At 69.6% G+C, this 21,976-nt stretch carries 24 protein-coding genes; 12 read left to right on the top strand and 12 right to left on the bottom strand.

Annotated elements, in window-relative coordinates:
• The 4 genes from KME78_RS25680 to KME78_RS25665 all read right to left on the bottom strand — a co-directional run bounded on the left by KME78_RS25680 (position 1) and on the right by KME78_RS25665 (position 3,397).
• The gene (locus KME78_RS25680; protein WP_219531898.1) at positions 1-945 is read right to left on the bottom strand and encodes a DUF8832 domain-containing protein; all 945 of its coding nucleotides are present in this window, start codon (positions 943-945) and stop codon (positions 1-3) included.
• Positions 942-1,154: a heavy-metal-associated domain-containing protein gene (locus tag KME78_RS25675; protein ID WP_219531897.1), complete on the bottom strand. Its 213-nt coding sequence runs from the start codon at positions 1,152-1,154 to the stop codon at positions 942-944. The genes KME78_RS25680 and KME78_RS25675 overlap by 4 nt, the downstream gene beginning before the upstream one ends.
• 18 nt (positions 1,155-1,172) lie before the next feature.
• Positions 1,173-1,454 (bottom strand): metal-sensitive transcriptional regulator, encoded by a 282-nt coding sequence (locus KME78_RS25670; RefSeq protein ID WP_219531896.1) that lies wholly within the window; start codon positions 1,452-1,454, stop codon positions 1,173-1,175.
• Positions 1,455-1,915: 461 nt separating this feature from the next.
• On the bottom strand, positions 1,916-3,397 hold the full coding sequence (locus tag KME78_RS25665) for a helix-turn-helix domain-containing protein (RefSeq protein WP_372454937.1): 1,482 nt from the start codon (positions 3,395-3,397) through the stop codon (positions 1,916-1,918).
• A gap of 267 nt (positions 3,398-3,664) precedes the next feature.
• Between KME78_RS25665 and aceA the strand changes: the two genes are divergently transcribed.
• Positions 3,665-4,951 carry an isocitrate lyase gene (gene aceA / locus KME78_RS25660; RefSeq protein ID WP_219531895.1) on the top strand — a complete coding sequence of 429 codons (1,287 nt, stop codon included), beginning with the start codon at positions 3,665-3,667 and terminating at the stop codon, positions 4,949-4,951.
• A gap of 684 nt (positions 4,952-5,635) precedes the next feature.
• On the top strand, positions 5,636-5,809 hold the full coding sequence (locus KME78_RS25655) for a hypothetical protein (protein WP_219531894.1): 174 nt from the start codon (positions 5,636-5,638) through the stop codon (positions 5,807-5,809).
• A 137-nt stretch (positions 5,810-5,946) separates the two neighbouring features.
• Here the strand turns inward: KME78_RS25655 and KME78_RS25650 are convergent, their stop codons facing one another.
• From KME78_RS25650 to KME78_RS25640, 3 genes are read right to left on the bottom strand one after another with little or no spacing between them, the layout of a single operon-like run.
• Positions 5,947-6,384, bottom strand: a complete 438-nt coding sequence (locus KME78_RS25650) for an arsenate reductase ArsC (protein WP_308127132.1) — start codon at positions 6,382-6,384, stop codon at positions 5,947-5,949.
• Between the two features lie 8 nt (positions 6,385-6,392).
• A complete protein-coding gene (locus tag KME78_RS25645; RefSeq protein ID WP_219531893.1) occupies positions 6,393-7,121 on the bottom strand; it encodes an aquaporin in 729 nt (242 codons plus the stop codon).
• Positions 7,118-7,501 carry an ArsR/SmtB family transcription factor gene (locus tag KME78_RS25640; protein ID WP_219531892.1) on the bottom strand — a complete coding sequence of 128 codons (384 nt, stop codon included), beginning with the start codon at positions 7,499-7,501 and terminating at the stop codon, positions 7,118-7,120. Before KME78_RS25640 ends, KME78_RS25645 begins: the two co-directional genes overlap by 4 nt.
• 85 nt (positions 7,502-7,586) lie before the next feature.
• On the opposite strand from KME78_RS25640, the gene KME78_RS25635 reads away from it, so the two are divergent.
• Positions 7,587-7,991, top strand: coding sequence for an ArsI/CadI family heavy metal resistance metalloenzyme (locus tag KME78_RS25635; protein ID WP_219531891.1), 405 nt, complete (start codon positions 7,587-7,589; stop codon positions 7,989-7,991).
• Positions 7,992-8,298: 307 nt separating this feature from the next.
• Complete coding sequence (locus KME78_RS25630; protein WP_219531890.1) at positions 8,299-9,924, top strand: DHA2 family efflux MFS transporter permease subunit; 1,626 nt, start codon at positions 8,299-8,301, stop codon at positions 9,922-9,924.
• Positions 9,925-10,017: 93 nt separating this feature from the next.
• Here KME78_RS25630 and KME78_RS25625 read toward each other — a convergent pair whose 3' ends face one another.
• Both KME78_RS25625 and KME78_RS25620 read right to left on the bottom strand, forming a co-directional pair.
• Positions 10,018-11,964: a serine/threonine-protein kinase gene (locus KME78_RS25625; RefSeq protein WP_219531889.1), complete on the bottom strand. Its 1,947-nt coding sequence runs from the start codon at positions 11,962-11,964 to the stop codon at positions 10,018-10,020.
• A gap of 2 nt (positions 11,965-11,966) precedes the next feature.
• A complete protein-coding gene (locus KME78_RS25620) occupies positions 11,967-14,201 on the bottom strand; it encodes a serine/threonine protein kinase (RefSeq protein ID WP_219531888.1) in 2,235 nt (744 codons plus the stop codon).
• Positions 14,202-14,290: 89 nt separating this feature from the next.
• Here KME78_RS25620 and KME78_RS25615 point away from each other — a divergent pair, with 89 nt between their 5' ends.
• Positions 14,291-14,749 carry a hypothetical protein gene (locus KME78_RS25615; protein ID WP_219531887.1) on the top strand — a complete coding sequence of 153 codons (459 nt, stop codon included), beginning with the start codon at positions 14,291-14,293 and terminating at the stop codon, positions 14,747-14,749.
• A gap of 63 nt (positions 14,750-14,812) precedes the next feature.
• On the opposite strand, the gene KME78_RS25610 is transcribed toward KME78_RS25615, so the two are convergent.
• Complete coding sequence (locus KME78_RS25610; protein ID WP_219531886.1) at positions 14,813-15,646, bottom strand: siderophore-interacting protein; 834 nt, start codon at positions 15,644-15,646, stop codon at positions 14,813-14,815.
• A gap of 156 nt (positions 15,647-15,802) precedes the next feature.
• On the bottom strand, positions 15,803-16,777 hold the full coding sequence (locus KME78_RS25605; RefSeq protein ID WP_219531885.1) for an alpha/beta hydrolase: 975 nt from the start codon (positions 16,775-16,777) through the stop codon (positions 15,803-15,805).
• Positions 16,778-16,943: 166 nt separating this feature from the next.
• On the opposite strand from KME78_RS25605, the gene KME78_RS25600 reads away from it, so the two are divergent.
• The 5 genes from KME78_RS25600 to KME78_RS64625 all read left to right on the top strand — a co-directional run bounded on the left by KME78_RS25600 (position 16,944) and on the right by KME78_RS64625 (position 20,044).
• On the top strand, positions 16,944-17,783 hold the full coding sequence (locus KME78_RS25600) for an ABC transporter permease (protein ID WP_219531884.1): 840 nt from the start codon (positions 16,944-16,946) through the stop codon (positions 17,781-17,783).
• The gene (locus tag KME78_RS25595; RefSeq protein WP_308127131.1) at positions 17,776-18,564 is read left to right on the top strand and encodes an ABC transporter permease; all 789 of its coding nucleotides are present in this window, start codon (positions 17,776-17,778) and stop codon (positions 18,562-18,564) included. Before KME78_RS25600 ends, KME78_RS25595 begins: the two co-directional genes overlap by 8 nt.
• Before the next feature lie 2 nt (positions 18,565-18,566).
• Positions 18,567-19,328: an ABC transporter ATP-binding protein gene (locus tag KME78_RS25590; protein WP_219531883.1), complete on the top strand. Its 762-nt coding sequence runs from the start codon at positions 18,567-18,569 to the stop codon at positions 19,326-19,328.
• A gap of 66 nt (positions 19,329-19,394) precedes the next feature.
• A complete protein-coding gene (locus KME78_RS64630; RefSeq protein ID WP_246651844.1) occupies positions 19,395-19,607 on the top strand; it encodes a hypothetical protein in 213 nt (70 codons plus the stop codon).
• Positions 19,604-20,044: a MarR family winged helix-turn-helix transcriptional regulator gene (locus KME78_RS64625; RefSeq protein WP_308127130.1), complete on the top strand. Its 441-nt coding sequence runs from the start codon at positions 19,604-19,606 to the stop codon at positions 20,042-20,044. The genes KME78_RS64630 and KME78_RS64625 overlap by 4 nt, the downstream gene beginning before the upstream one ends.
• On the opposite strand, the gene KME78_RS25580 is transcribed toward KME78_RS64625, so the two are convergent.
• Positions 20,038-20,475, bottom strand: a complete 438-nt coding sequence (locus tag KME78_RS25580; protein ID WP_308127129.1) for a hypothetical protein — start codon at positions 20,473-20,475, stop codon at positions 20,038-20,040. The genes KME78_RS64625 and KME78_RS25580 overlap by 7 nt on opposite strands.
• A gap of 146 nt (positions 20,476-20,621) precedes the next feature.
• Between KME78_RS25580 and KME78_RS25575 the strand changes: the two genes are divergently transcribed.
• Positions 20,622-21,176 carry an MFS transporter gene (locus tag KME78_RS25575; RefSeq protein ID WP_308127128.1) on the top strand — a complete coding sequence of 185 codons (555 nt, stop codon included), beginning with the start codon at positions 20,622-20,624 and terminating at the stop codon, positions 21,174-21,176.
• Between the two features lie 50 nt (positions 21,177-21,226).
• Positions 21,227-21,955, top strand: coding sequence for a YcnI family copper-binding membrane protein (locus KME78_RS25570; RefSeq protein ID WP_219531880.1), 729 nt, complete (start codon positions 21,227-21,229; stop codon positions 21,953-21,955).
• Positions 21,956-21,976: the final 21 nt, after the last annotated feature.

Genomic DNA, 21,976 nt, shown 5'->3' with positions numbered 1-21,976 from the left:
TCAGTGTTCGCCGTGGGTGGTCGCTGGTGCGGTGGTCGCCGGTGCGGGGGCCGGCGTGCCCGCCGGGGCGGGGGCCGCCTTGGCGGTGAAGTCGGCGGTCCGTACGGTGCCCTCGTGCTGGAAGTCGAGGAACAGCCGGTAGGCGCCGCCACTGGGCACCTCGGCATAGAAGGTTATCTCCGGACCCGCGGCGGTCTTGCCGTCGCCGGGGGCGCCGTCGGGGTGTACGTGCAGGTAGGCCAGGTCTCCGGCGCGCAGCGCGACCAGGTGGCCGTAGGCGCCGAGGTAGGGCTGCAGGTCGGTGACCGGCTTGCCGTCCTTGCTGACCTTGAGGGTGAGCTTGCTGGCCCGGCCGGGGGTCAGGTCGCCGTCGAGGGTGACGGTGTAGCCGTCCACGGTGGCCGTACGGCTGACCGGCGGGAGCGCCTTGGGCGCGTAGTCACCGGCGACGAGCACGTCCGTGCCCAGCGTCAGCCCCTCGGCGCCCGTGGGGGCGAAGTCGGCGAAGGCCCGGTAGGCGCCCGGCTCGGGCAGGGTCAGCTTGATCGTCCAGACGCCGCCGCCGGCCTCGGCCGGGTGCACGTGCTGGAAGCTCGTCAGGTCGCGGGAGACCACGATGAAGTGCAGCTTCTTGTCGTGCTTGGTCTGGTAGTCGGTCACCGGCCCGCCACCGGGGCCGGTCACCTTGAACTGGAAATCGGTGGGCTCGCCGGGCTTGATCGTCGCGGTGAGCGGGGTGAGGGTGTAGCCGTTCTCGGACATCTGGAGCCCTCCGGGGGTATCCTCTGGCGCCACGGCCGCCGTCTCGGTGGAGTGAGCCGAACTGTGGCTCTCCTCCGCCGGAGCCGGGGCCACTTCGCCGACCGCGCTGCCCACGCCCAGGGCGCCGCCGAAGATGACGGCCAGCCCCAGGACGTAGGTGCCGAGCTTGGCTGCGGCGTTCACGAGGGAATCGCCACTTCGTATCCGGCCTCCTCGACCGCGGCGACGATCTTCGCCTCGTCGATCGGGCTCTCACTTCCAACGGTCAGGAGCCCGGTGGCCAGATCGACCTCGACGCCTGTGACGCCGGGGACCTCGCCGACCTCCTCTTTGACCGAGCTGACGCAGTGGCCGCAGGTCATGCCCTTGACGGTGTAGGTGGCGGTGCTCATATCGATCAACCTTTCAAGTCAGGAACGAACAAGACGGGCGATGGCGTCACTGGCCTCTTTGACCTTGGCCTGGGCCTCGGGGCCGCCCTTGAGCGTGGCCTCGGCGACGCAGTGATTCAGGTGCTCTTCGAGCAGGGAGAGGGCGAACGACTGGAGCGCGCTGGTGGCCGCCGACACCTGGGTGAGGATGTCGATGCAGTATTTGTCGTCCTCGACCATCCGCTGCAGGCCGCGCACCTGGCCTTCGACCCGGCGCAGGCGCAGCTGGTGGTCCTGCTTGTTGTGGGTGTAGCCGGCCATCCGCTTCTCCTCTCCCCTGTTCTTCGATGGAAGTTACCATACCCCCCTACCCTATGCAAAAGTGCGGCTCATGCGCCTGCCTCTGCCTGCGGATGCGGGGACGAGCCGGCAACCTGGCCCCGGGCGACCCGCAGGTCGGCGGCGGGATCGCGGCGGGATCACGGTAGACGGAGGCGAGCCGAGATCAGGCGCAGTCGGCCACGCGCGGCCCGTCAGACGCGGCCGGCCAGCAGGCCGCCGCCGGTCAGGCACGGCCGGCCGGTCAGGCGCGGCGATCTCATCAGCCCAAGGGCGAAGCATCGCCGAATGCATACCGGCACTCCGCTGTCGGGATGCGCCGACCACGGCGACTCCCGCACAGCGGCCCGGCCGAGGTGCGGCGCGGCGGACGTCGGCCGGCTCCCGATCCGGCCGAGCGCCGAGGCAGCGCCGCGCAAGCGCTCAGACGAACGAGGACGACGTCAGGAAGAAGAGGTCGCGGCCGCGTGCCGTTCCAGGAAGGTGTAGACGTCGGCCTCATCCACCCCCGGGAACGATCCCGGCGGCAGGGCGGCCAGGACGTGGGAGTTGGCGCGGGCCGACGGCCAGGCGTAGCCCTCCCAGCGTTCGGCCAGCTCGGTGGGCGGGCGGCGGCAGCAGTCGCCGGTCGGGCAGTTGGATTTGGTGCGGTTGGTGGTCTCCCTGCCCCGGAACCACCGCGATTCCCTGAACGGCACCCCGAGCGTGATCGCGAAGTCCCGCTCCCGCGACGGGTCCACGTGCGCGACGCAGAAATAGGTGCCCGTGGGCGAATCCGAGTACTGGTAGAACACCGAGAACCGGTCCGGCGAGGAGAACACCTGGCGCCCCGACCACTGCAGGCACATCCGCTGCCCCTCGATCGCCCCCTGCTCGTCGGCGGGGAACACGATCCCGTCGTTCTCGTACGCCTTGTAGATCGTGCCGCCCGCGTCGTTGCGGACGAAGTGGCAGACCAGGTCGAGGTGGTGGGTGGCCAGGTTCGTGAAGCGGTGGGCGGCCATCTCATAGGACACGGCGAACACGTCACGCAGGTCCTCCACCGACAGCGCCCGGTCCGACTTGGCCTCCTGCAGGTAGAGGGCGGCGGTCTTCTCCGGTACGAGCACGGCGGCGGCGAAGTAGTTGGCCTCGGTGCGCTGGCGCAGGAAGTCGGCGAAGTCGCGTGGCTTGCCGTGGCCGAGCGCGAGGTGGCCGAGGGTCTGCAGCAGGATCGTCCGGGGGGTGTGCATGCCGAGTTGCTCGTGCTTGACGTAGATGCGGCGGTTGCGGAGATCGGTGATGGAACGTACGGACCTGGGGAGATCTTGGGCGGTGTGCACCGTGAAGCCGAAATGGGTGACCAAGCCCTGGATCATGCTCTGCGACAGGGCGCCGGTGCGGTAGCCGACCGAGGTCAGCGCCTCGGCGGCGGCCTTCTCGATCTCGGGAAAGTAGTTGCCGACCTCGCGTTGACGGCGCCTCAGCTCGGCGTTCGCGACTCTGGCCTCTTCCGGGGTGGCGGTGCCCCGTGCCTGCCTCGCGCGTAGCTCGCCGTACAGGCCGAGGAGGTGTTCGAGGACGTCGTTCGGCACGCGCGCGGAGACCTTGAGCCGGGGCAGGCCGAGGCTGGCGTAGATCGGGTCGCGCTGGGCCTCTTCCAGCGCGATCTCGAGCTGGGCGCGGCGGTTCGGCGGCTGGCGGCGCAGCAGCTCCTCGACGGGGACGCCCAGCGCGGCCGCCAGGGATTTGAGCAGCGTGAGCTTCGGTTCGCGCTTGCCGTTCTCCAGCAGCGACAGCTGGCTGGGCGCCCTGCTGACCCGCGACCCCAGGTCGGAAAGGGTCAGGCCACGCTGTTTGCGCAGGTGACGAAGGCGTTGCCCAAACGCGATGAGATCAAGCTCCTGCGTCAAAGACAGCGGTTCTTCGCCTAGCAAGGACGCCATGTGAGCATCTTAGACAGAAATTCCAGCCATTTTCTAGACATCGGAGGACCGGGGCCGGAGGTGTCGGGGGGCCACGGAGGCGAGTCGCCGCCTCATGACATTGGTCTAGTCCATCGGGAAAACTTGGCTTTTATTCTCTACTGAATACCCGCAAGTATTCATCTCAGCAGAAATTTGACGCTTCTTCTGGCCGGATCAGGCTATTGGCCCCCACCAGCTCGGGCACAGACTCGGCACAGGCCCCAGGGGACGACAAAGGAGTGAAAAATGAACGATCGCCTCAAGGGAGCTGCTGAGCAGCTGCAGGATGAATGGGACAGCGACCCTCGCTGGGCGGGCGTCGAACGGACGTACCGCGCCGAGGACGTGATCAGGCTGCGCGGAAGCGTCCAGGAGGAGCACACGCTGGCCCGGCGCGGCGCCGAGCGGCTGTGGAACCTCCTGCAGACCGAGGACTACGTGCACGCGCTCGGCGCGCTCACCGGAAACCAGGCGGTCCAGCAGGTGAAGGCCGGGCTGCAGGCCATCTACCTGTCCGGCTGGCAGGTCGCGGCCGACGCGAACCTGGGCGGCCAGACCTACCCGGACCAGAGCCTCTACCCGGCGAACTCCGTGCCCGCCGTCGTGCGCCGGATCAACAACGCGTTGCTGCGTGCCGACCAGATCACCTGGTCGGAGGGCCTCCAGGACGGGCCGCACTGGCTGGCGCCGATCGTGGCGGACGCCGAGGCGGGGTTCGGCGGCGTGCTGAACGCGTACGAGCTCATGAAGGGCATGATCGCCGCGGGTGCGGCGGGCGTGCACTGGGAGGACCAGCTCGCCTCCGAGAAGAAGTGCGGTCACCTGGGCGGAAAGGTGCTGATCCCGACCGGCCAGCACGTCAAGACGCTGAACGCCGCCCGCCTGGCCGCCGACGTGGCCGGTGTCCCGTCTCTGATCATCGCGCGGACCGACGCCCAGGCCGCGACGCTCCTGACCAGTGACGTGGACCCCCGCGACCAGGCGTTCGCCACCGGCGAGCGGACCGCCGAGGGCTTCTACCGGGTCCGCAACGGCGTCAAGTCGTGCATCGCGCGCGGCCTGGCCTACTCACCGCACTCCGACCTGCTCTGGATGGAGACCGGCACACCCGACCTCGACGTGGCCCGCGAGTTCGCCGAGGCGATCAAGGCCGAGTACCCGAACCAGATGCTGGCCTACAACTGCTCGCCGTCGTTCAACTGGAAGAAGCACCTGGACGACTCCACGATCGCCAAGTTCCAGCGGGAGCTGGGGCACATGGGGTACAAATTCCAGTTCATCACGCTGGCCGGATTCCATTCGCTGAACTACTCGATGTTCAGCCTGGCGCAGGGGTACGCCAACGACGGCATGACCGCGTACGTCGACCTGCAGGAGGCCGAGTTCGCGGCCGAGTCGCGCGGCTACACCGCGACCCGCCACCAGCGCGAGGTCGGCACCGGCTACTTCGACCTGATCAGCACCGCCGTCGCGCCCGACTCCTCGACGACCGCGCTGCGCGGCTCCACCGAGGAAGAGCAGTTCGCCCACTAGATCCGCTGATCTCGCCGGCCACCTCCAGGGCATGGGACGGTTCCCCGGCGAAGGGCCGCGCCAGACTCCCCCCGGCCTGGCGCGGCCCCCTTTCGTGCGCGCGGCAAGGTCAACACATCCTCAACCTGCCTTCAACGTCCCCGCTCCTACGGTCTGCAGGACATTTCCGAACGAGGCAGGGACCCGCAAGATGAGCATGACCAGAAAGATCCGACTCGCGGCGATGGCGGCGCTCACCTCTGTCGCTCTGCTCGCGCTGCCCGCCTACGGCGCTTCAGCGTCAACCGAGTCGGCCCTGGACGGCGCCCCGGACTGCGCCACGACCTGGCGACAGCGAGTGCAAGGTGCTCAAGCCGGGCAAGACTTTCTTCTTCCGGCACGGCTGGGGGTCCTACCTCGACGAAGTCAGGGCCTGCTGACCTGGCGACCAGGCAGGCGGTGTCTTGATCACCGCTTCGGCCTGCTCGTGAGCATGCCGAGCGTCCAGCCTCGGTAAGACCCGTTTTCCCTGGGACACGCCAATGGCAAAACTGCGCGAAATCGTGGGCATGTATGTGAGGGCCCCGTATCGTGCGAGGTAGAGGGCCTTCTCCTACTGGATCCACCCCGGACGGCGTCCACTGCGTAACGCGCGCATGGAGCCTGCTTCGGATGGGGTTCTTCGTTGGATAGGAGTTGGTTCCTATGGACACGCAACGCGCGCTTCTCATCGCGCTCGCGATAGTAGCCTCCACCAGCATCGCGACCGCTCTCATGCTCGCGGACGGCTCCACGTGGCCCGCCGCACTCCTCACCGGACTCACCGCCGGCGGCGCCGTTCTGTGGGGGCTGCTCGGCTGTTTCAACCGCCACCCATAGACGCACAAGGAAGAGCCCAGCTTTTCTCTAGGCTGGGCCTTCCTCGTCGCCCCTCACACGGCGCGGCACCTGATCGGCGTGGGCGGCACGCACGGGGCTCGATGACCGGCCGGTGCCTGGCACGTCCGCGAGGACGCTCACGCCTCCGTCCGCCGGGCGGGAGTTGGCGTGAGATCGGCGATCAAGGCGTGTACGCGGGCCTCGATCGCGTCCCGGATCGGCCGCACGGCCTCGAGCCCTTGCCCGGCGGGGTCGTCCAGCACCCAGTCCTCATACCGTTTGCCGGGGAAGATGGGACAGGCGTCGCCGCAGCCCATGGTGATGACCACGTCGCTGGCCTGGACGGCGTCGGCGGTGAGCACCTTGGGGGTCTCGGCGGAGAGGTCGATGCCGGCTTCGGCCATCGCCTCTATCACGGCCGGGTTCACCGCCTTGGCGGGCGCGGATCCGGCCGAACGTACCCGGACGCGGTCGCCTGCGAGGTGGGTGAGGAAGGCGGCGGCCATCTGGGAGCGGCCGGCGTTGTGCACGCAGACGAACAACACCTGCGGCAGCTGGTCGTGCTGGTCGGACACCGTTTCTCCTATCGAGGCAGGTCGGCGGCGGCCGCCTGACGTACACCGTCGGGGACGAGCAGCGCGGCCTTCGGATACAGGGCGGCCAGCAGCACAGCACCGAGCGCGGCCCCAGCCAGCTGGGCGGCGATGAAGCCGGGCACCGAGGCGGGCGCGATCCCGGCGAAGGTGTCGGTGACGGCCCTGCCGAGTGTGACGGCGGGGTTGGCGAAGCTCGTACTGGAGGTGAACCAGTAGGCGGCGCCGATGTAGCCGCCGACCGAGACTGGCGCCAGCGTGGCGCGGCCCTGCCGGGCCAGAGCGAAGACGACCACGATGAGCCCGGCGGTGGCCACCACCTCGCCCAGCAGGAGGTGCGGCGTTGAGCGATCCCGGGTCGAGATCTGGACGGCCGGCAGCCCGAACATCGCGTTCGCCAGCACTGCTCCGGCAAGGGCACCGGCCGCCTGGGCGGGCAGGTAGGCGGCCAGATCCCGAGCGCGCAGGGCCGGGGCGGCGTCGCGGCGGGTGAGGATCCAGGACGCCAGGGAGACGACCGGGTTGAAGTGCGCGCCGGACACGGGGGCGCAGATCACGATGAGCACGGCCAGGCCCGCGGCGGTGGCCAGGCTGTTGGCCAGCAGCTGCACGCCGACGTCGCGCGACAGGCCGGTCGCCATGATGCCGGAGCCGACCACCACGGCGACCAGCGCCGCGGTGCCGGCGAACTCGGCCAGCCCCCGGCGTGCCAGGCTCACCGGACGCCCAGGGTGAGTGTCTCGGGCAGGGCGAGCACGCCGGTCAGACGCTCCAGCGTGGCCGGGATGATCCAGTAGTACACCCAGGTGCCGCGCCGCTGGCTGTCGATCAGACCGGCCTCGCGCAGCACCTTGAGGTGGTGGGAGATCGTCGGCGCGGTCACCGCGAAGGCGACGGTCAGCTCACACACGCACACACCCTCGCCCGCCTGGCGGCCGCCCTCGTGCGCCCCGATCAGCGACAGCAGCCGTACCCGGATCGGATCCCCCAGCGCCTTGAACACCCGCGCCAGCTCGGCCGCTTCGTCCTCGCCGATCGGCTGGGCGACCAGCGGCGCGCAGCACTCCGAGGGCAGCACCGGCAACTCCTGCTTCGACATATCTCTAATTTGACAGATACCTAAGCAGCGGCGCAAACTCGAGCTACTTAGACATCCATCGAAACAACCCTGATGGGAGATCGTCATGTCCCGCGTCCAGCTCGCCCTCCGCGTCGCCGACCTGGAGAGCTCGATCGCCTTCTACACCAAGCTGTTCGGCACCGAACCGGCCAAGCTGCGGCCCGGCTACGCCAACTTCGCCATCGCCGAACCCCCGCTCAAGCTGGTGCTCATCGAAGGCGAGGAGGGTGAGCCGACCCGCATGGACCACCTGGGCGTCGAGGTCGAGGACACCGCTCAGGTCGAGGCCGCCACCCAGCGTCTCAAGGACGCCGGGCTGGCCACGTTCGAGGAGAACGACACCTCCTGCTGCTACGCGCTCCAGGACAAGGTCTGGGTCCACGGGCCGGGGGCCGAGCCGTGGGAGGTGTACGTGGTCAAGGCCGACGCCGACACCCTGACCAGGCAGACCGGCTCGGCCTGCTGCTGATGTCCGGGTTGCCGGGCGCAGGCCCGGTCAGCTGGTCAGCTCGGCCGCGATCTTGTGTGTGTTAGGCTGCGAGCTGACTTCTCACCGTTGGGCTTCCCGCCTCGCCAACCAGCTTCACCCGAGTCCCTATGACACGGGGAAGGTGGAAGTCACCCACTACATCCTGGAAAAGGGTGTCCTGTGATGGTGGCGACGCGTGTCGACCTTTCCGGTGCTTTTCGAGCCCCTGCGAGAACCGTGTTCTGCCGTTAGCGGCCTGGTCCGCGTCACCACCCAGCAGACGGTTCCCCACAGGGAGGTCTCCGGAGTGCCGGAAATCAAAACCGCCGAACAACCGGCCACGCAGCGTCCGTGGCTGGTTCTCGCGATCATGTGCGTCGGCTTCTTCATGTCGTTACTCGACGGATCCATCGTCAACGTGGCCGTCCCCATGCTGATCCACAGCATCAACGCCTCCTACGACCAGGTGCTGTGGGTCATCGACGGCTACCTGCTCGCCTTCTCGGTGCCGCTGATCACCACCGGGCGGCTGGGCGACATCTTCGGCTACCGCCGGTTGTACGTGATCGGCATCATCACCTTCACCGTCGCCTCGGCGCTGTGCGGGCTGTCCGACTCACCGACCCAGTTGCTGGCCGCCCGGGCGCTGCAGGGACTGGGCGGAGCGCTGCTGTTCCCGCAGGTCATCTCGTCGATCCTGACGATCTTCCCGCCGCGGTTGCGCGGTCGCGCGTTCGGCCTGTTCGGGGCGATCGTCGGTTTCGCCCCGATCGTCGGCCCGGTTGCCGGCGGCTTCCTGCTCGCCCACGTCAGCTGGCGCTGGATCTTCTTCGTCAACGTGCCCATCGGGATCATCACCGCCGTGCTGGCACTGACCTTCGCGCCGCCCATGCGCTCGGGCCGCCGGCACCGGCTCGATGTGATCGGCGTCGCGCTGGCCACCGCCGGGCTGAGCGGCGTCGTGTTCGGCCTGATCGAGGGAGAACGTTACGCGTGGGGCACCATCATCGGGCCGATCAGCATCGCCTCGGTCATCGTCGCGGGCCTCGTGCTGCTGGCGGTGTTCGTCCTCTGGCAGCACCGGCAGCGGAACGAGCCGCTCATGCCGCTGGCCCTGTTCGGCGCGCGCGATTTCGCGGTCGGCAACGGGGTCGGGTTCGTCTTCCAGCTCGGCATGATCGGCATCATGTTCGTGTTGGTGCTGTACCTGCAGATGGCGCGCGGGTACTCGGCGCTGGAGACCGGCCTGATGATGGTGCCGAGCGCCGTGCTCACCGCGGTCGGCTCGGCTTACGCCGGGCGGCTGTCGGACCGGTTCGGCGGCAAGTACATCCTCATGGCCGGGATGACACTGCTGGCCGCCGGCCTGCTGGTGCTGGTCGCCATGACCGGTCCCACGAGCGGCGCGTGGAGTCTGCTGCCCGGTTTGACGATCATCGGGATCGCCAGCGGCGCCACGTTCGCGCCGCTGCAGCAGGCCACCATGCACGGCGTCGATCCCCGGCTGGCCGGGGCGGCCTCTGGCGTGTCCAGCACCATCCGGCAGATCGGCGGCGTCCTCGGCACCGCCGTGCTGGGCGCCCTGCTGTCGGCCCGCCTCTCCTCGACCCTGCGCGGCGAGGCTGAGCAGCGCGCCGGTCAGCTGCCGGAGAGTCTGCGCGCCCAGTTCATCGACGACAGCGCCGCCGCCGCGCGGCACTACAGTCCCCCTGTCCCGCCCGGTGGCCTGAACCCCGCCACGACCAGCCTGTACGAACGCGTCACCGCCGACACGTTCGCCACCGGCTTCGTCAACGCCATGCACACCACCCTCGTGGCTTGCGCCTTGGTCCTGGTGACCGCCGCCCTGCTCTGCTTCCTGTTCAGCCGGCACCAGAAGCCGGCGACCGATCCCGCTCAGAGGAGGCAAGCCGAAACCGCACCGCAGGACTGACCCAGCGATGACGATGGTCGCGGTCTTACGGCCGCGACCATCGGGTTGGGCTTCCACATTGGTGAGCTGGTCAGCGCCCCAGGCGCGTGTCGATCACTTCGAGTTGTACCAGACGGTGATCGCCTTGAGCTGCTTCGCGGGCCCCTCGGCGAGGACGCGCTTGGTCTTGCCGTCCAGGCCGGCCAGGACCACCCGGCTGGTGCCACCCTTGGTGACCACGGCGAGGAATTGATCGCGCCCCAGCCAGCCGCTGAAGGTGGTGTTCTCGCCTGTCGGGACGACGGCCTTCCTGGTGCCGGTGACCGCGTCCCACAGGCAGATGTCTCCGCGCGTGCCCGGGCAGGTGGTGGAGAACACCGTGCCGAGGCGCAGTCTGGCCGCACTCGTACGAAGGACGCCTTTACCGCGGAACGAGCGGACCACCGTGCCGTCCAGCCCGACGAAACTGATCGCGCCGTCCCTCTCCTGGCGCATCAGCGTCGAGGCGTCCGGGCCCCAGAAGTAGCCTGCCTTGTCCCCTCCGGCCGTCAGGCGCGATCGGACGGTCTTGGTCGCGGCGTCCACGATCACGAACCCCGCCGTGGTCTGCGAGCCCGTCGCGCCTGTGTAGATCGTCATGAGCAGGTGACGGCCATCCTCGTTCCACACCGCGCCGATCGTGTCACCGGGTTTGTCGGTGGTGCGGAGCTCCACGTCCTCGCCGGTGGCCGTGGTGACCAGCCTGATCGTGTTGTAGTCGGTACGGCTCAGCGTGGTGACGGACAGGGCGGCCACGTAGGTGCCGTGCGGCGAAACCGTCGGCCGCTGGAAATTTCCGAAGTACTGGAATTTGCCGGTCTTGGCGTCGCGGACGTAGGCGGGAGAACCGTCGCTCCCCGGCAGGAACCCGTAGGCGGCGCTGGCCCAGATGGGGTCGGCGGGGTTCTCGTGCAGCGTGATCTTCGTGCCGGGGATCTTCGTCGTGGTCGTCGCGGTCGTGGGCATCACTTCGGCTACCGTCGCCGCGCCGGGCGGCTCCACGAACGGGCTGGTGGTGGCGGTCCCTGCTGTGCCGGTCACGGTCGTCGTACGGGTGAGCTTGACCGTGACGGTCACCGCGACGGCAGCCACCAGCACCGCGACGACGCCCGCCCCGGCTCGCGCGAGCCGCCGCCCGAAGCGCCGGACAGGAACCGGCGTCGAAGCGGCAGGGGGCGGGGCGGCGGATCTGGTGCCCTCGGTGAGCAGGACCTGCGGCGGGACCGGATGGCCGAGCAGGGTGAGCAGCGCGCGAGCGGCCGTCGGGCGGGCGGCGGGATCCTTGGCCAGGCAGCGGCCCACCAGGTCACGCAGGTCGCCCCGCAGATCGCCGAGGTCCGGTTCCGCGGTCAGGATCCGGTTGAGCACGGACGGCAGGTCCCCCGAGCCGAAGGGCGGCTTGCCCGTCGCCGCGCACACCACCGTGGCCGCCCAGGCGAACAGGTCCGCCGACGGCCCGGAGCCGGCGCCGCCGAACTGCTCGGGAGCCATGTACGGCGGGGTGCCCACCAGTTGGTCGCCGGTCAGCTCGCTGGCGTCCAGCGCCCGCGAGATACCGAAGTCGATCACCCGGGGGCCGTCCCCGCCGAGCAGTACGTTGCCCGGTTTGAGGTCCCGGTGCACCACACCGGCCTGATGGATGGCGGCCAGCGCGGTCAGGCTGCCGATCGCCAGCCGGCGCAGTTCGGCCTGCCGCAGCGGGCCCCGCTCGGCCAGGACCCTGGCGAGTGAGGGGCCGTCGACGTACTCGCTGACGACGTACGGGACGCCGTTCAGCTCGCCGGTCGCCAGCACGGTCGCCGTGCAGAACGCCTTGACCCGCCGCGCGAGTTCGATCTCCTTGGCGAACCCGGCCCGGTCCTCCTCCCCGGCCGCGCGCGTCAGCAGCTTGATCGCGACCCGCTCCCCGTCGGCCGACTCGCCGAGGTAGACGACCCCCTGGCCGCCGTGGCCGAGCCGACCCGCGACACGGTACGACCCCACCTGGGCGGGATCGCCCGTGAGCAAGGGGCGTGGTTCCATGGTCACGGAGCCTTGGTCGCGAACTGCCTGGCGCTGTTGTGCGGAGCGAGGTCCACGAGCACCCGCTCGACCTTGCCCAGGAAGTCGACGATCTTGACCTGGGCCCGGCCCTTCTTGGCGTCCTCCTGCACCAGGATGTGGTCCTCGTCGAACCAGCCGAGCAGGAGGGAGCCGTCCTTGACGGAGGGCACGGTGGCCTTACGGTCACCGGTCGTGGCATCCCAGACGCAGACCTCCTCGCCGGTGGGGCAGACCGTCATGAACTGCTTGCCCGACGGGGAGTACCAGGAGACGTCGCGGGGCCTGCCCACCCAGTGCATGCTGTGCGTGACTTTTCCCGACATGTCGTACGTCTCGATGCCATTGCTCTTGGGGCTGCTGTAGCCTCTGGCGATCTTGCCGTCCGGGGTGAACGCGAACGGCAGGCTGCTGTCGTCGGTGTACTGCGTCTTCACGACGGTGGCCGTCCGCGCCCGGACGTCGACGACCACGAAGCCGGTGATCCGGTCCCGCTTGGCGTTCGTGATGGACAGCAGCACCCGCCCGCCGTCCCGCGACCAGGAGGCGTGCCAGGTCTGCGCGGGTTTCTGCACCGTGTTGACGGTGAAGGACTCCTTGGTGTTCAGGTTGGTGAACCGCACGTGATCCATGTCGGAGCTCTGGAACTTCACCCACGGGTTGAGCGCCACCCAGTCGCCCAGGGGTGACACGCGCGGCTCCTCGGCCAGGCCGACCTCCTGGAACTGGCCGGCCCGGTCCCTGGCGAACGCCTTGAACGGCCTCTTGACCTGGAGGTAGGCGGACAGCCGTACGGGGTCGGCGGAGTTCTCGTGCAGGATGGCGTCGATGTCGGCGAGCTTGACGTCCTTGTCGGCCTTGGGCGCGACGCTGGCGACCGGCGCGCTGGTCACGCTCGGGGTGATCGGGGGCGCGGCGGTGATGACCGAGGTGGGCACGCTCGTACCGGCATCGGATCGGACGGGCCCGGACGGACGAGGGGCGGACGGGCCGGCGGCCACCACGATCGGCTGGCGGGTCAGCGCGTAGACGCCGACGCCGGACACCAGGGCCCCCGCGACGAACGCCACCACGGCGATCAGCACCCCGCGACCCCGCCGAACCGGCAGAGTGGCCGCGACACCGGCCGAATCCTGCCCGACCGACGGCGAATCCGGCCCGGCTGACGACGAGCCCTGTCCGACCGGGGAGCCCTGCCCGACCAACGGCGATCCCTGTCCGACCGGCGATCCCTGTCCGACTGGCGAGCCCTGCCCGGCTGACGGCGAATCCGGCGGGATCGAGGGCGACAGTGACCGCCGGGGCGAATCCGGCGACAGAGGCGGCTGAGGTGGCTGAGGCGGCTGCGAGTCCGGCGGTAATCGTGGCGGCGGCAGGTTGTACGGCAACCCGGACGGCGGCGGCAGCCGCGCGGTCAGGAAGTTGGTCTCCCCGACCAGCCGCAGCAGCACGTCGCTCGACGTGGGACGCAGCGCGGGATCCTTCGCCAGGCAGGCCACCACCAGATCGCGCAGATCCCCGAGATCGGGCAGGTCCGGCTCGCCGTTGGTGATCCGGTTGACCGTGCCCGCCATCGAGCCGCCGTCGAAGGGAGAGCGGCCGGACGCCGCGGCCACCAACGTCGCCGCCCAGGAGAACAGGTCGGCCGGCGGTTCCGCGGCGGCCCCGCCGAGCCGTTCGGGCGCGGTGAAGGCGGGAACGTCCACCTTGCGGGTCGTGGCGGACGCCGTGCCCGCCATCGCCCGGCCGATGCCGAAATTGATCAGCCGGGGCCCGCCAGGGCCGAGCACCACGTTGCCGGGCCGGATGTCGCCGTGTACGACGTTCGCCTGGTGGATGGCCACCAGCGCGGTCGCGGTCCCGACCGCGAGCCGGTGCAGCGCCGCGTTCCGCAGCCGTGTGCCCGCCGCGGTCGCCTGCTCCAGCGTGGGGCCGTCGATGTACTCGCTCACCACGTACGGCCGGTCATCCAGCAGCCCCGACCCGAGCACCTGGGCCGTACAGAAGGCGGAGACCTCCTGGAAGGGCTCGATCATGCGCAGGAAGCGCTCCTGGTCGACCTCCGGGTCCAGCAGCTTCACCACGACGAGCTCCGAAGCGCCCTCTTCCGGGTCAGGGTCCACCCGTCCGACGAACACGTCCGGGCTCAGCCGTCCGATCAGCCGGTACTCACCCACCTGGATGGGGTCTTGCTCGCGCAGCGGTTCGAATTCCGGCATCCGGATTTCTCCTCCTGGCACAACCAGACCGTAGATCACCAATTATGGTGACTCGTCGCCGGGAATTGCAGAGATTGTCCAGAGATCAGGTGAGCGTCGCGCTGGGTGTTTCCGGCATCGATGGCGTGATCGACGGGCCCGGTGACTCGCCGGGGCCATCCTGCGGGATCGTGGTGATGGACACCGACGGGAGCGGGCAGCCGCGCCTGGCCGCGTTCCCGCGCCTCTTCGCCGCGGGACTGGCGCAGCCACCCGGGTCCGGTTCGTACGTGGCCGGCGGATGCCAGCTGGTCTTCCGGTCGGTTTTCTGGTCGGGTGACGGGTCGAGCAGGATGATCGGGGCGGTCGTCCGGACCCGGCCGGCGGACATCGGGGGCGGCGAGATGATCGCCGTGCCTGCGACGGTGCCCCCCGCCGTGGCCGAGACGCCGCTCGTCGGAATGGCCTCAGGGCGCCTCGTGGAGTCGACGCTCTCGTACGGCTGCACGGCGGGCCGATTCTCCGTCGGAAGGGGTATCAGAGGTAAGGCGGTCGTGTCCCTGAGGTGAGTAAGCGGTGTGGCTCGATGGCTTGAAGTGGCGTTTCACCATCGCTACCCCGCCACGACGGGCCTAGCCGAGCGCCGCGGCCTCCTCGGCTTCGACCTGGCGGTTCCAGTCGCGCTTCACGGCTCGCCAGCCCTCGTCGTCGGCCCCGAGCCGCCAGTAGCCGGAGATCGACAGCCGCTCCATCGGCACCTTGCGATCGACCCGGAGGTGACGCCGCAGCTCCTTGACGAACCCCGCCTCGCCGTGGACGAACGCGTGCACGTCGCCCTCGGGGAACTCCAGCTCACGCACCGCCTTCACCAGCGCCTCGCCGACGGGCGCGCCGCCGCGGTGCAGCCAGACCAGCCGCGTGTCACCGGCGACCCGCAGCTTCTGCTCCTCCTCCGGCCCGTCCACCTCGATGAAGGCATGGGCGGGGGCGCCGTCGGGCAGCGCCTCCAGCGAGGCCGCGATCGCCGGGAGCGCGCTCTCGTCACCGACGAGCAGGTGCCAGCCGGCCTCCGGGCTCGGCACGTAGCCGCCGCCGGGGCCCAGCATGAACAGCTCGTCGCCGGGCACGGCCCGCGCGGCCCACGGCCCGGCGATGCCCTCGTCGCCGTGGTAGACGAAGTCCAGCGTCATCTCCTGGGCGTCGGGGTCCCAGGCCCGCACGGTGTAGGTGCGCAGCCGCGGCCAGACCTCCCGCGGCATGGTCTCGCGTACGTGCTGGACGTTGAAGGGAGCCGGGTAGTCGACGCCCTCGTGCGGGAAGACGAGCTTGACATAGTGGTCGGTGAGACCCGAGGTGGCGAAGTCACGCAGATCCTCACCACCGACCACGACGCGGATCATGTGCGGCGAGATCCGCTCCGTACGGACCACGACGCCGCGGTGGTGATCTCTGGGCTTGTCAGCCATCGGTCACTCCTCGAAATATTAGGTATGCCTAACCTACACTGTCATGCTCCGGTCCGCAGGTGAGCGGCCACGGCGACGAGGCACCATTCAGGAGATACCAGCCGCGATCTCCCCAGCATGGCATCACCACAAGAGCCCCGGGCATCAAGGGGGGTCTCAGGCCGCGTCCTCCAGCGAGGACGACCGGGCCGCGGCGACCGCGGCGAAGAAGCGCGCCATGTGCCGGAAGGCCAGCCGCCCCTCGGGCAGTACGTCCGCCAGGATCGGAAACACGTGCGGCATCCGCCGCCACTCCTCGTACGTCACCGGCACCCCCGCCCGCCTGGCCTTGACCGCCACGCGCCGCGCCTCGTCCCGGAGCACCTCCGTCGAGCCGGTGACGATCATGAGTGGCGGCAGGCCGGTGAAGTCGCCGTGCACGGGCGACACGAGGGGGTCGCGCGGGTCAAGGCCGGAGGTCCAGCGCCGGGCCAGCCAGCGGATGCGGCCGGCCGCCAGCATGGGGTCCTGCCAGCGGTTCGCGCGCTTGGGCAGGTCCGTCAGGTCGGCCCAGGGCGACAGGCAGACGGCCGCGGCCGGCAGCGGCAGGCCCCGGTCGCGCAGCGCGAGCAGGGTGGCCAGCGTGAGATGCCCGCCCGCCGAGTCGCCGCCGAACAGGACGTCCTCGGGCGCGTACCCGCGGTTCAGTAAGCAGTCGTAGGCCTCCAGCGCGTCACTCAGGGAGTCGGCCAGCTTGTGGACCGGCCCCTGGCGGTAGTCGAGGGCGAGCACCGGGCGGCGGGCCGCGACGGACAGGCGCCAGGTGATGGGCCGGTGGGTCCTGGGCGAGCAGGAGAAGTAGCCGCCGCCGTGAAAGTACAGCAGCACCTTGCCCTCGTCGGGAGCGGCGCCCGCGCGCACCCACTCCCCGCCGCACGCCGAGAAGGCGGCCGGCTCGATGTCCACGTGGCCGGGCGGGCGCAGCGGCAGCAGCCGGGCCAGATCGCCGATGCGGGCGGCGCAGTCGATCGTGAGGGGGTGGCGCATCAGGAGGTGCGAGGCCGGCTTGAGGGTCCCGCGCATCAGACCGGTGAGCGCGCGAGCCTGCCAGCTCAGCGGGTAGTCGGGAGTGTCATCCCTGTCCAGATCCATGTGTCCTCCGATGAATATCCTTCCCCTAGAACATCGCTCTACTCGCAAGTAAGTATCTCCTCGCTTACGGGATTATTTCCGCGATGTGTCACGCGCGCCGTTTATCGCGTTGCGGAGCGCCGAACGGAGAGCAGATAATTCAAGGCTTCCATCGGCCGACCCACGTATGGGTCCGGGCACGGTTGGTCACCGTGCCATCACTCCCCGGAGGTGCAAAACCATACCCCTGTATGCCCGGCTGGTCCGGTACGGCTTCCGCAAGCACGCCACCTACGTCTGGGCCACGGTCGCGGGCGCCTTCACCAACAGCGTCTTCGGCATTCTTCGCGCCTACATCCTCATCGCCCTCGGGCAGGCCAGGCCCGGCCTGGCCGGTTACGACGTCACCCAGGCCGTCACGTTCTGCTTCATCACCCAGGCCTGCATCGGCCCGATGCAGCTGTTCGGCACCGGTCTCACCATTCCCGAGCGGATCCGCAGCGGCGACATCGCGCTCGACCTCGTCCGCCCCGCCTCGCTCCAGCTCTGGTCCCTCGCCGAGGACCTGGGCAGGGCCGCCTACCTGTTCTTCGCCCGCGGCATCCCGCCGATGCTGCTGGGCGCCGCACTGTTCGGCATCGCCCATCCCACGGAGCCGGGGCAGTGGCTCGCCTTCCTCGCCGGCTTCCTGGCCGGGGTGATCGTCAGCTTCGCCTGGCGCTACCTGGTGGCGCTGTCGGTCTGCTGGCTGATCGACGACCGTGGCGTGGGGGCGTTCTCGCTGGTGCTCACCACGCTCTTCAGCGGGATGCTGCTGCCGCTCAGCCTGTTCCCCGGCATCCTCGGCGACCTGGCCAGGGCGCTGCCGTGGGCCGCGATGGTCCAGGCCCCCACCGACCTCTACCTCGGCAAGGCGCCCGTCCTGGAGACCCTGGCGTTCCAGAGCTGCTGGGCGGCGGTGCTGCTCGCCGCCGGTGCGCTCGGCACGCGGGCCATCCGCCACAAGGTGGTGATCCAGGGTGGTTAGCGCGTATTTCCGGCTGGCCTGGACCTGGACCCGCGCCGCGATGGCCTACCCGGCCTCGTTCGCCCTGACGTCCGTGCTCGGCCTCATCGTGGCGGGCACCGACGTGGCGGTGATCCTCATCATCTTCGCCAACACCACCTCTCTGGCCGGCTTCTCCCGCGCGGAGACGCTCTTCCTGTACGGCACCGCGAACGTGGCCTTCTGCCTCTGCGACATGTTCGTCAGCAACATCGACCGGATCAGCCAGCACATCAAGGCGGGCACGTTCGACACCATGCTGATCAGGCCCGTGAGCACCTGGATCCAGATGGCGGCCGACCGTTTCCTGCCGACCCGCATCGGCCGCGTGCTACAGGCGGTGCTCGTGCTCGGCTACTCGATCAGCGTCCTCGACCTCGACACCGGGCGGCTCTGGATGATCCCCGTCATGATCGCGACGGGGGTGGTCATCTTCGCGGCACTGTGGACGCTGGCCGGGGCGGTGCAGTTCGTGCTGACGGACGCGTCCGAGGTGACCAACGCCTTCACCTACGGCTCCGGCCAGCTCACCCAATACCCGCTCGCCATCTACGGCCGCGAGCTGGTGCGCGGGGTGACCTACGGCCTTCCGCTGGCCTTCGTCAACTGGCAGCCCGCCCTCTACGTGCTGGACAGGGACGACCCGTTCGGCACCCCGGGCTTCATGCGCTTTCTCGGGCCGGTCGCGGCCCTGGTCCTCGCCCTGCTCGCCGGGTTCGCCTGGCGCCTGGGCATCCGGCACTACCGATCCACGGGGAGTTAGGGATGATCGAGCTCGACCAGGCCGGGCGCTCGTTCAAGGTGAAGAGGAGCCTCAAGCTCGAAGGGAACGTCTTCCACGCCGTACGCGACCTGTCGTTCACCGTGGCACCGGGCGAGTTCGTCGGCTACCTCGGCCCCAACGGCGCCGGCAAGTCCACCACGATCAAGATGCTGTGCGGCATCCTGACGCCCACCTCCGGGCGGGTGCGGGTGGCCGGGCTCGACCCCTCGCGCAAGCGCACGACGCTGGCGCGGCGCATCGGCGTGGTGTTCGGGCAGCGGACGACGCTGTGGTGGGACCTGCCGCTGCGGGACAGCTTCGAACTGATCCGGCACCTTTACAAAGTAGATCGCAATGTCTTCAAGACCCGGCTCGACGAGCTGACCGAGACGCTCGACCTGGGCGGCTTCACCCGCACGCCGGTGCGCCAGCTCAGCCTGGGCCAGCGCATGCGCGGCGACCTGGCCGCCGCGCTGCTGCACGCGCCCGACGTGCTGGTGCTCGACGAGCCGACGATCGGGCTCGACGTGGTGAGCAAGTCGAGCATCCGGGCGTTCCTGCGCCGGCTCAACACCGAGCAGGGCACGACCGTGCTGCTGACCACGCACGACCTGGGCGACATCGAACGGCTCTGCCGCCGGGTCATGCTGATCGACCACGGGCGGCTGGCGTTCGACGGCACACTCGACGAGCTGATGGCGACGGCCCCCGAGCAGTCCACGATCGAGGACGTGGTCACCCGCCTCTACACCGGCAGCCGCTGAGCCCGCGCTGCTATATGGCTTGCCATGTATTATTCATGGCAAGCCATATAAATTGGAGGCAGCATCATGAAGGCCAGGCAGATCCGTACCATCCAGCGCGCCGTGCACCTCGTCGGCGGGCTGGCGATCACGATCTACATCTACCTCGCTCCGCCCGCCGACTCCCCCGCGCACACGGCGATACGCTGGTTCATCGTGCCCGTCCTCGTGGCGTCCGGCATGGCCATGTGGCAGTGGCCGCGCATCCGCCGCATGATCCGTACGAAGGAACGTGTGTGACGTCACTGCGCCGCCAGTCATCCCTCGGCTACCAGATCAACCACCTGGCCCGGCTGCTCGGCAACGGGCTGCGGGTCGGGATCTCCGACACCGGCGTGACGCCCGGGCAGTTCGCCCAGCTCCTGGCCCTCTACGAGCAGGACGGGCTGACCCAGCAGGAGCTGTGCGAACGGGTCAGGATCGACCAGTCGACGATGGCCCACACGCTGCGCCGCATGGAGCGCGACGGGCTGATCGTACGCACCGTCGACCCGGACGACCGGCGGCGCTCGCGCAACACGCTCACCCCGCGCGCCCGCGAGATCGAGAAGACCCTGACCCAGGGCGCCCGGGAGGCGAACGCCCGGGCGCTGGAGGGGCTCGGCCAGGACGAGATCGAGGCGTTCATGCGGACGCTGGGCCGCATGATCGCCAATCTCGAAGACGACGATCAGTAGTAGCTGCTCTGAGGGCTCTCCTCGTAGTCCTCCTCCAGGTCCTCGTCCCGTCGCGCCCAGCGGGACGGGATCAGCACCGGGATGAACATCGCCACGCCGAGCAGGGCGAAGAAGCCCGTGGTCAGCATGGTCTTGTCACCGAACCCGACGTCTCTGATGATCTGGTTCACCGACGGCTCGTCAGGGATCAGGGACAGCGCCCGGTTCATGTCGAGGGAGTAGACCACCGTCCAGGCGAGGAGCACCATCGAGGGCACGAACGTGGCCAGCGGAGACACCCGTCCCGCCACCACGAGCCCCACGACCAGTCCCACGGCCGCCATCGCGCCGAGCGCGATCCACATCTTCTGCCCGCCCGCCGGGTTGCCCGCCGCACTGGCCAACGCCTGCTGCACGGCCCAACCGCCGCCGCCCAGCACTGCTGCGGTCACCACAACTCCGATGAGCAATCCCGCAAAGTGCCGCAACGTTCTCACCTCAATGTCTACGTGGTTCGGCACGACCCTAGCGACAATTGCCGCAAATCGACCAGGCCTTCCGCAGCATGGGAGTAGAGGTCACCCTGGACCCTGCCCCCGTGAGAGCATGTGACACACTCATGCGCGCGGAACTTCCCCTCAGGCTCGCGCGGACGGCCGCCTTCGCCGCCGTCTGCGTGGGACTCGCCGCGCTCGCGCACGCGATGGGCGGCGGCTCGGTGCCCGCGCCGCACACGGCCGCGCTCGGCCTCGGCGCCGTGCTGCTGGCGGCCCTGGCGCTGGGCGGCCGGGAGCGCTCGGCCCCGACGATCAACGTCGCGCTGGTGTGCGCCCAGCTCGGGCTGCACGAGTGGTTCGGCACCGACGGCACCGCCTACGTCATCTCGCATCCGCACGGCCGGGGGCTCAGCGAGGGCGTCGGCATGCTGCTGGCCCACCTGACGGCCACGCTGATCACGGGGTGGTGGCTGGCGCGCGGCGAGACCGCGCTCTGGGCGCTGCTGCACCGCCTCGGCCACCGTCTGGCGCTGCTGCGCCCGGTCGCCGTCGCGGCCGTGCGACGGGCCGTCCCGATCGTGATCGTCAGGATCGTCCCGGTCGATCCGGTCCTCCTGCACTGTGTCGCCAGGCGTGGTCCTCCACTGCCCGCCTGAACCTCTGACACCTTTTCCGATCCTTCGATCATTCCCAGTGGAGCTTCACCATGTCCTTCGTGCGCCGTGCCGCGACCGTTCTCGCCGCCGCCACCGCGATCACCGCCGGCCTCGCGCTTCCCGCGCTGGCCCATGTCACGATCAACCCGGGCACCGCCGAGCAGGGCGGCTTCTCCAAGGTCGCCTTCCGGGTGCCGAACGAGCGCGACGACGCCTCGACCGTCAAGGTCGAGGTCGCCTTCCCCACCGATCACCCGCTGGCGTTCGTCTCGGTCAAGCCGGTTCCGGGATGGAGCGTCAAAGTCACCGAGGGCAAGCTGCCCAAGCCGGTCAAGACCGAGTACGGCGAGCTGAAGGAGGCCGTCACCAAGGTCGTCTGGTCGGGCGGGAAGATCGGCAAGGGTGAGTTCCAGGAGTTCGAGGTGTCCATGGGGCAGCTGCCCGAGGACACCGATCAGCTCACCTTCCCGACCACGCAGACCTACACCGGCGGCGAGGTGGTCAAGTGGGCCGACGCCCCGAAGGCGGACGGCAGCGAGGCGGAACACCCGGTTCCGACGCTCAAGCTGACGCCCGCGACCGCGTCCGACTCGCACCACGGCGCGTCGACCCCTGCGGCCTCGGCCTCCGCCAGCAGCGTGGCGGCCCCGTCCGTCACCCAGGCGTCGTCCGGCTCGTCCTCGGACGGCACCGCGCGCCTGCTGGGTGGCGCGGGGCTCGTGGTGGGCGTCATCGGCATCGTGGTCGCCATCCTGGCGCTCCGCCGCCGCCCCTCCTAACGTCATCGAAAGCGACGGGGG

Origin of the sequence: Nonomuraea guangzhouensis, assembly GCF_019396345.1 — a bacterium.
In the GTDB taxonomy this organism is placed as follows: Bacteria; Actinomycetota; Actinomycetes; order Streptosporangiales; family Streptosporangiaceae; genus Nonomuraea; species Nonomuraea guangzhouensis.
The sequence above is the reverse complement of the archived record's forward strand: the minus strand, read 5'-3'. Positions and strand labels throughout refer to the sequence as shown.

What these genes read in the sequence shown, in the direction of transcription:
- KME78_RS25675 (WP_219531897.1), bottom strand. Translation starts at nt 1,154, where the DNA reads ATGAGCACCGCCACCTACACCGTCAAGGGCATGACCTGCGGCCACTGC.
- KME78_RS25670 (WP_219531896.1), bottom strand. Translation starts at nt 1,454, where the DNA reads ATGGCCGGCTACACCCACAACAAGCAGGACCACCAGCTGCGCCTGCGC.
- KME78_RS25665 (WP_372454937.1), bottom strand. Translation starts at nt 3,397, where the DNA reads ATGGCGTCCTTGCTAGGCGAAGAACCGCTGTCTTTGACGCAGGAGCTT.
- aceA (WP_219531895.1), top strand. Translation starts at nt 3,665, where the DNA reads ATGAACGATCGCCTCAAGGGAGCTGCTGAGCAGCTGCAGGATGAATGG.
- KME78_RS25655 (WP_219531894.1), top strand. Translation starts at nt 5,636, where the DNA reads ATGGACACGCAACGCGCGCTTCTCATCGCGCTCGCGATAGTAGCCTCC.
- KME78_RS25640 (WP_219531892.1), bottom strand. Translation starts at nt 7,501, where the DNA reads ATGTCGAAGCAGGAGTTGCCGGTGCTGCCCTCGGAGTGCTGCGCGCCG.
- KME78_RS25635 (WP_219531891.1), top strand. Translation starts at nt 7,587, where the DNA reads ATGTCCCGCGTCCAGCTCGCCCTCCGCGTCGCCGACCTGGAGAGCTCG.
- KME78_RS25625 (WP_219531889.1), bottom strand. Translation starts at nt 11,964, where the DNA reads ATGGAACCACGCCCCTTGCTCACGGGCGATCCCGCCCAGGTGGGGTCG.
- KME78_RS25620 (WP_219531888.1), bottom strand. Translation starts at nt 14,201, where the DNA reads ATGCCGGAATTCGAACCGCTGCGCGAGCAAGACCCCATCCAGGTGGGT.
- KME78_RS25610 (WP_219531886.1), bottom strand. Translation starts at nt 15,646, where the DNA reads ATGGCTGACAAGCCCAGAGATCACCACCGCGGCGTCGTGGTCCGTACG.
- KME78_RS25605 (WP_219531885.1), bottom strand. Translation starts at nt 16,777, where the DNA reads ATGGATCTGGACAGGGATGACACTCCCGACTACCCGCTGAGCTGGCAG.
- KME78_RS25600 (WP_219531884.1), top strand. Translation starts at nt 16,944, where the DNA reads ATGGGTCCGGGCACGGTTGGTCACCGTGCCATCACTCCCCGGAGGTGC.
- KME78_RS25590 (WP_219531883.1), top strand. Translation starts at nt 18,567, where the DNA reads ATGATCGAGCTCGACCAGGCCGGGCGCTCGTTCAAGGTGAAGAGGAGC.
- KME78_RS64630 (WP_246651844.1), top strand. Translation starts at nt 19,395, where the DNA reads ATGAAGGCCAGGCAGATCCGTACCATCCAGCGCGCCGTGCACCTCGTC.
- KME78_RS25570 (WP_219531880.1), top strand. Translation starts at nt 21,227, where the DNA reads ATGTCCTTCGTGCGCCGTGCCGCGACCGTTCTCGCCGCCGCCACCGCG.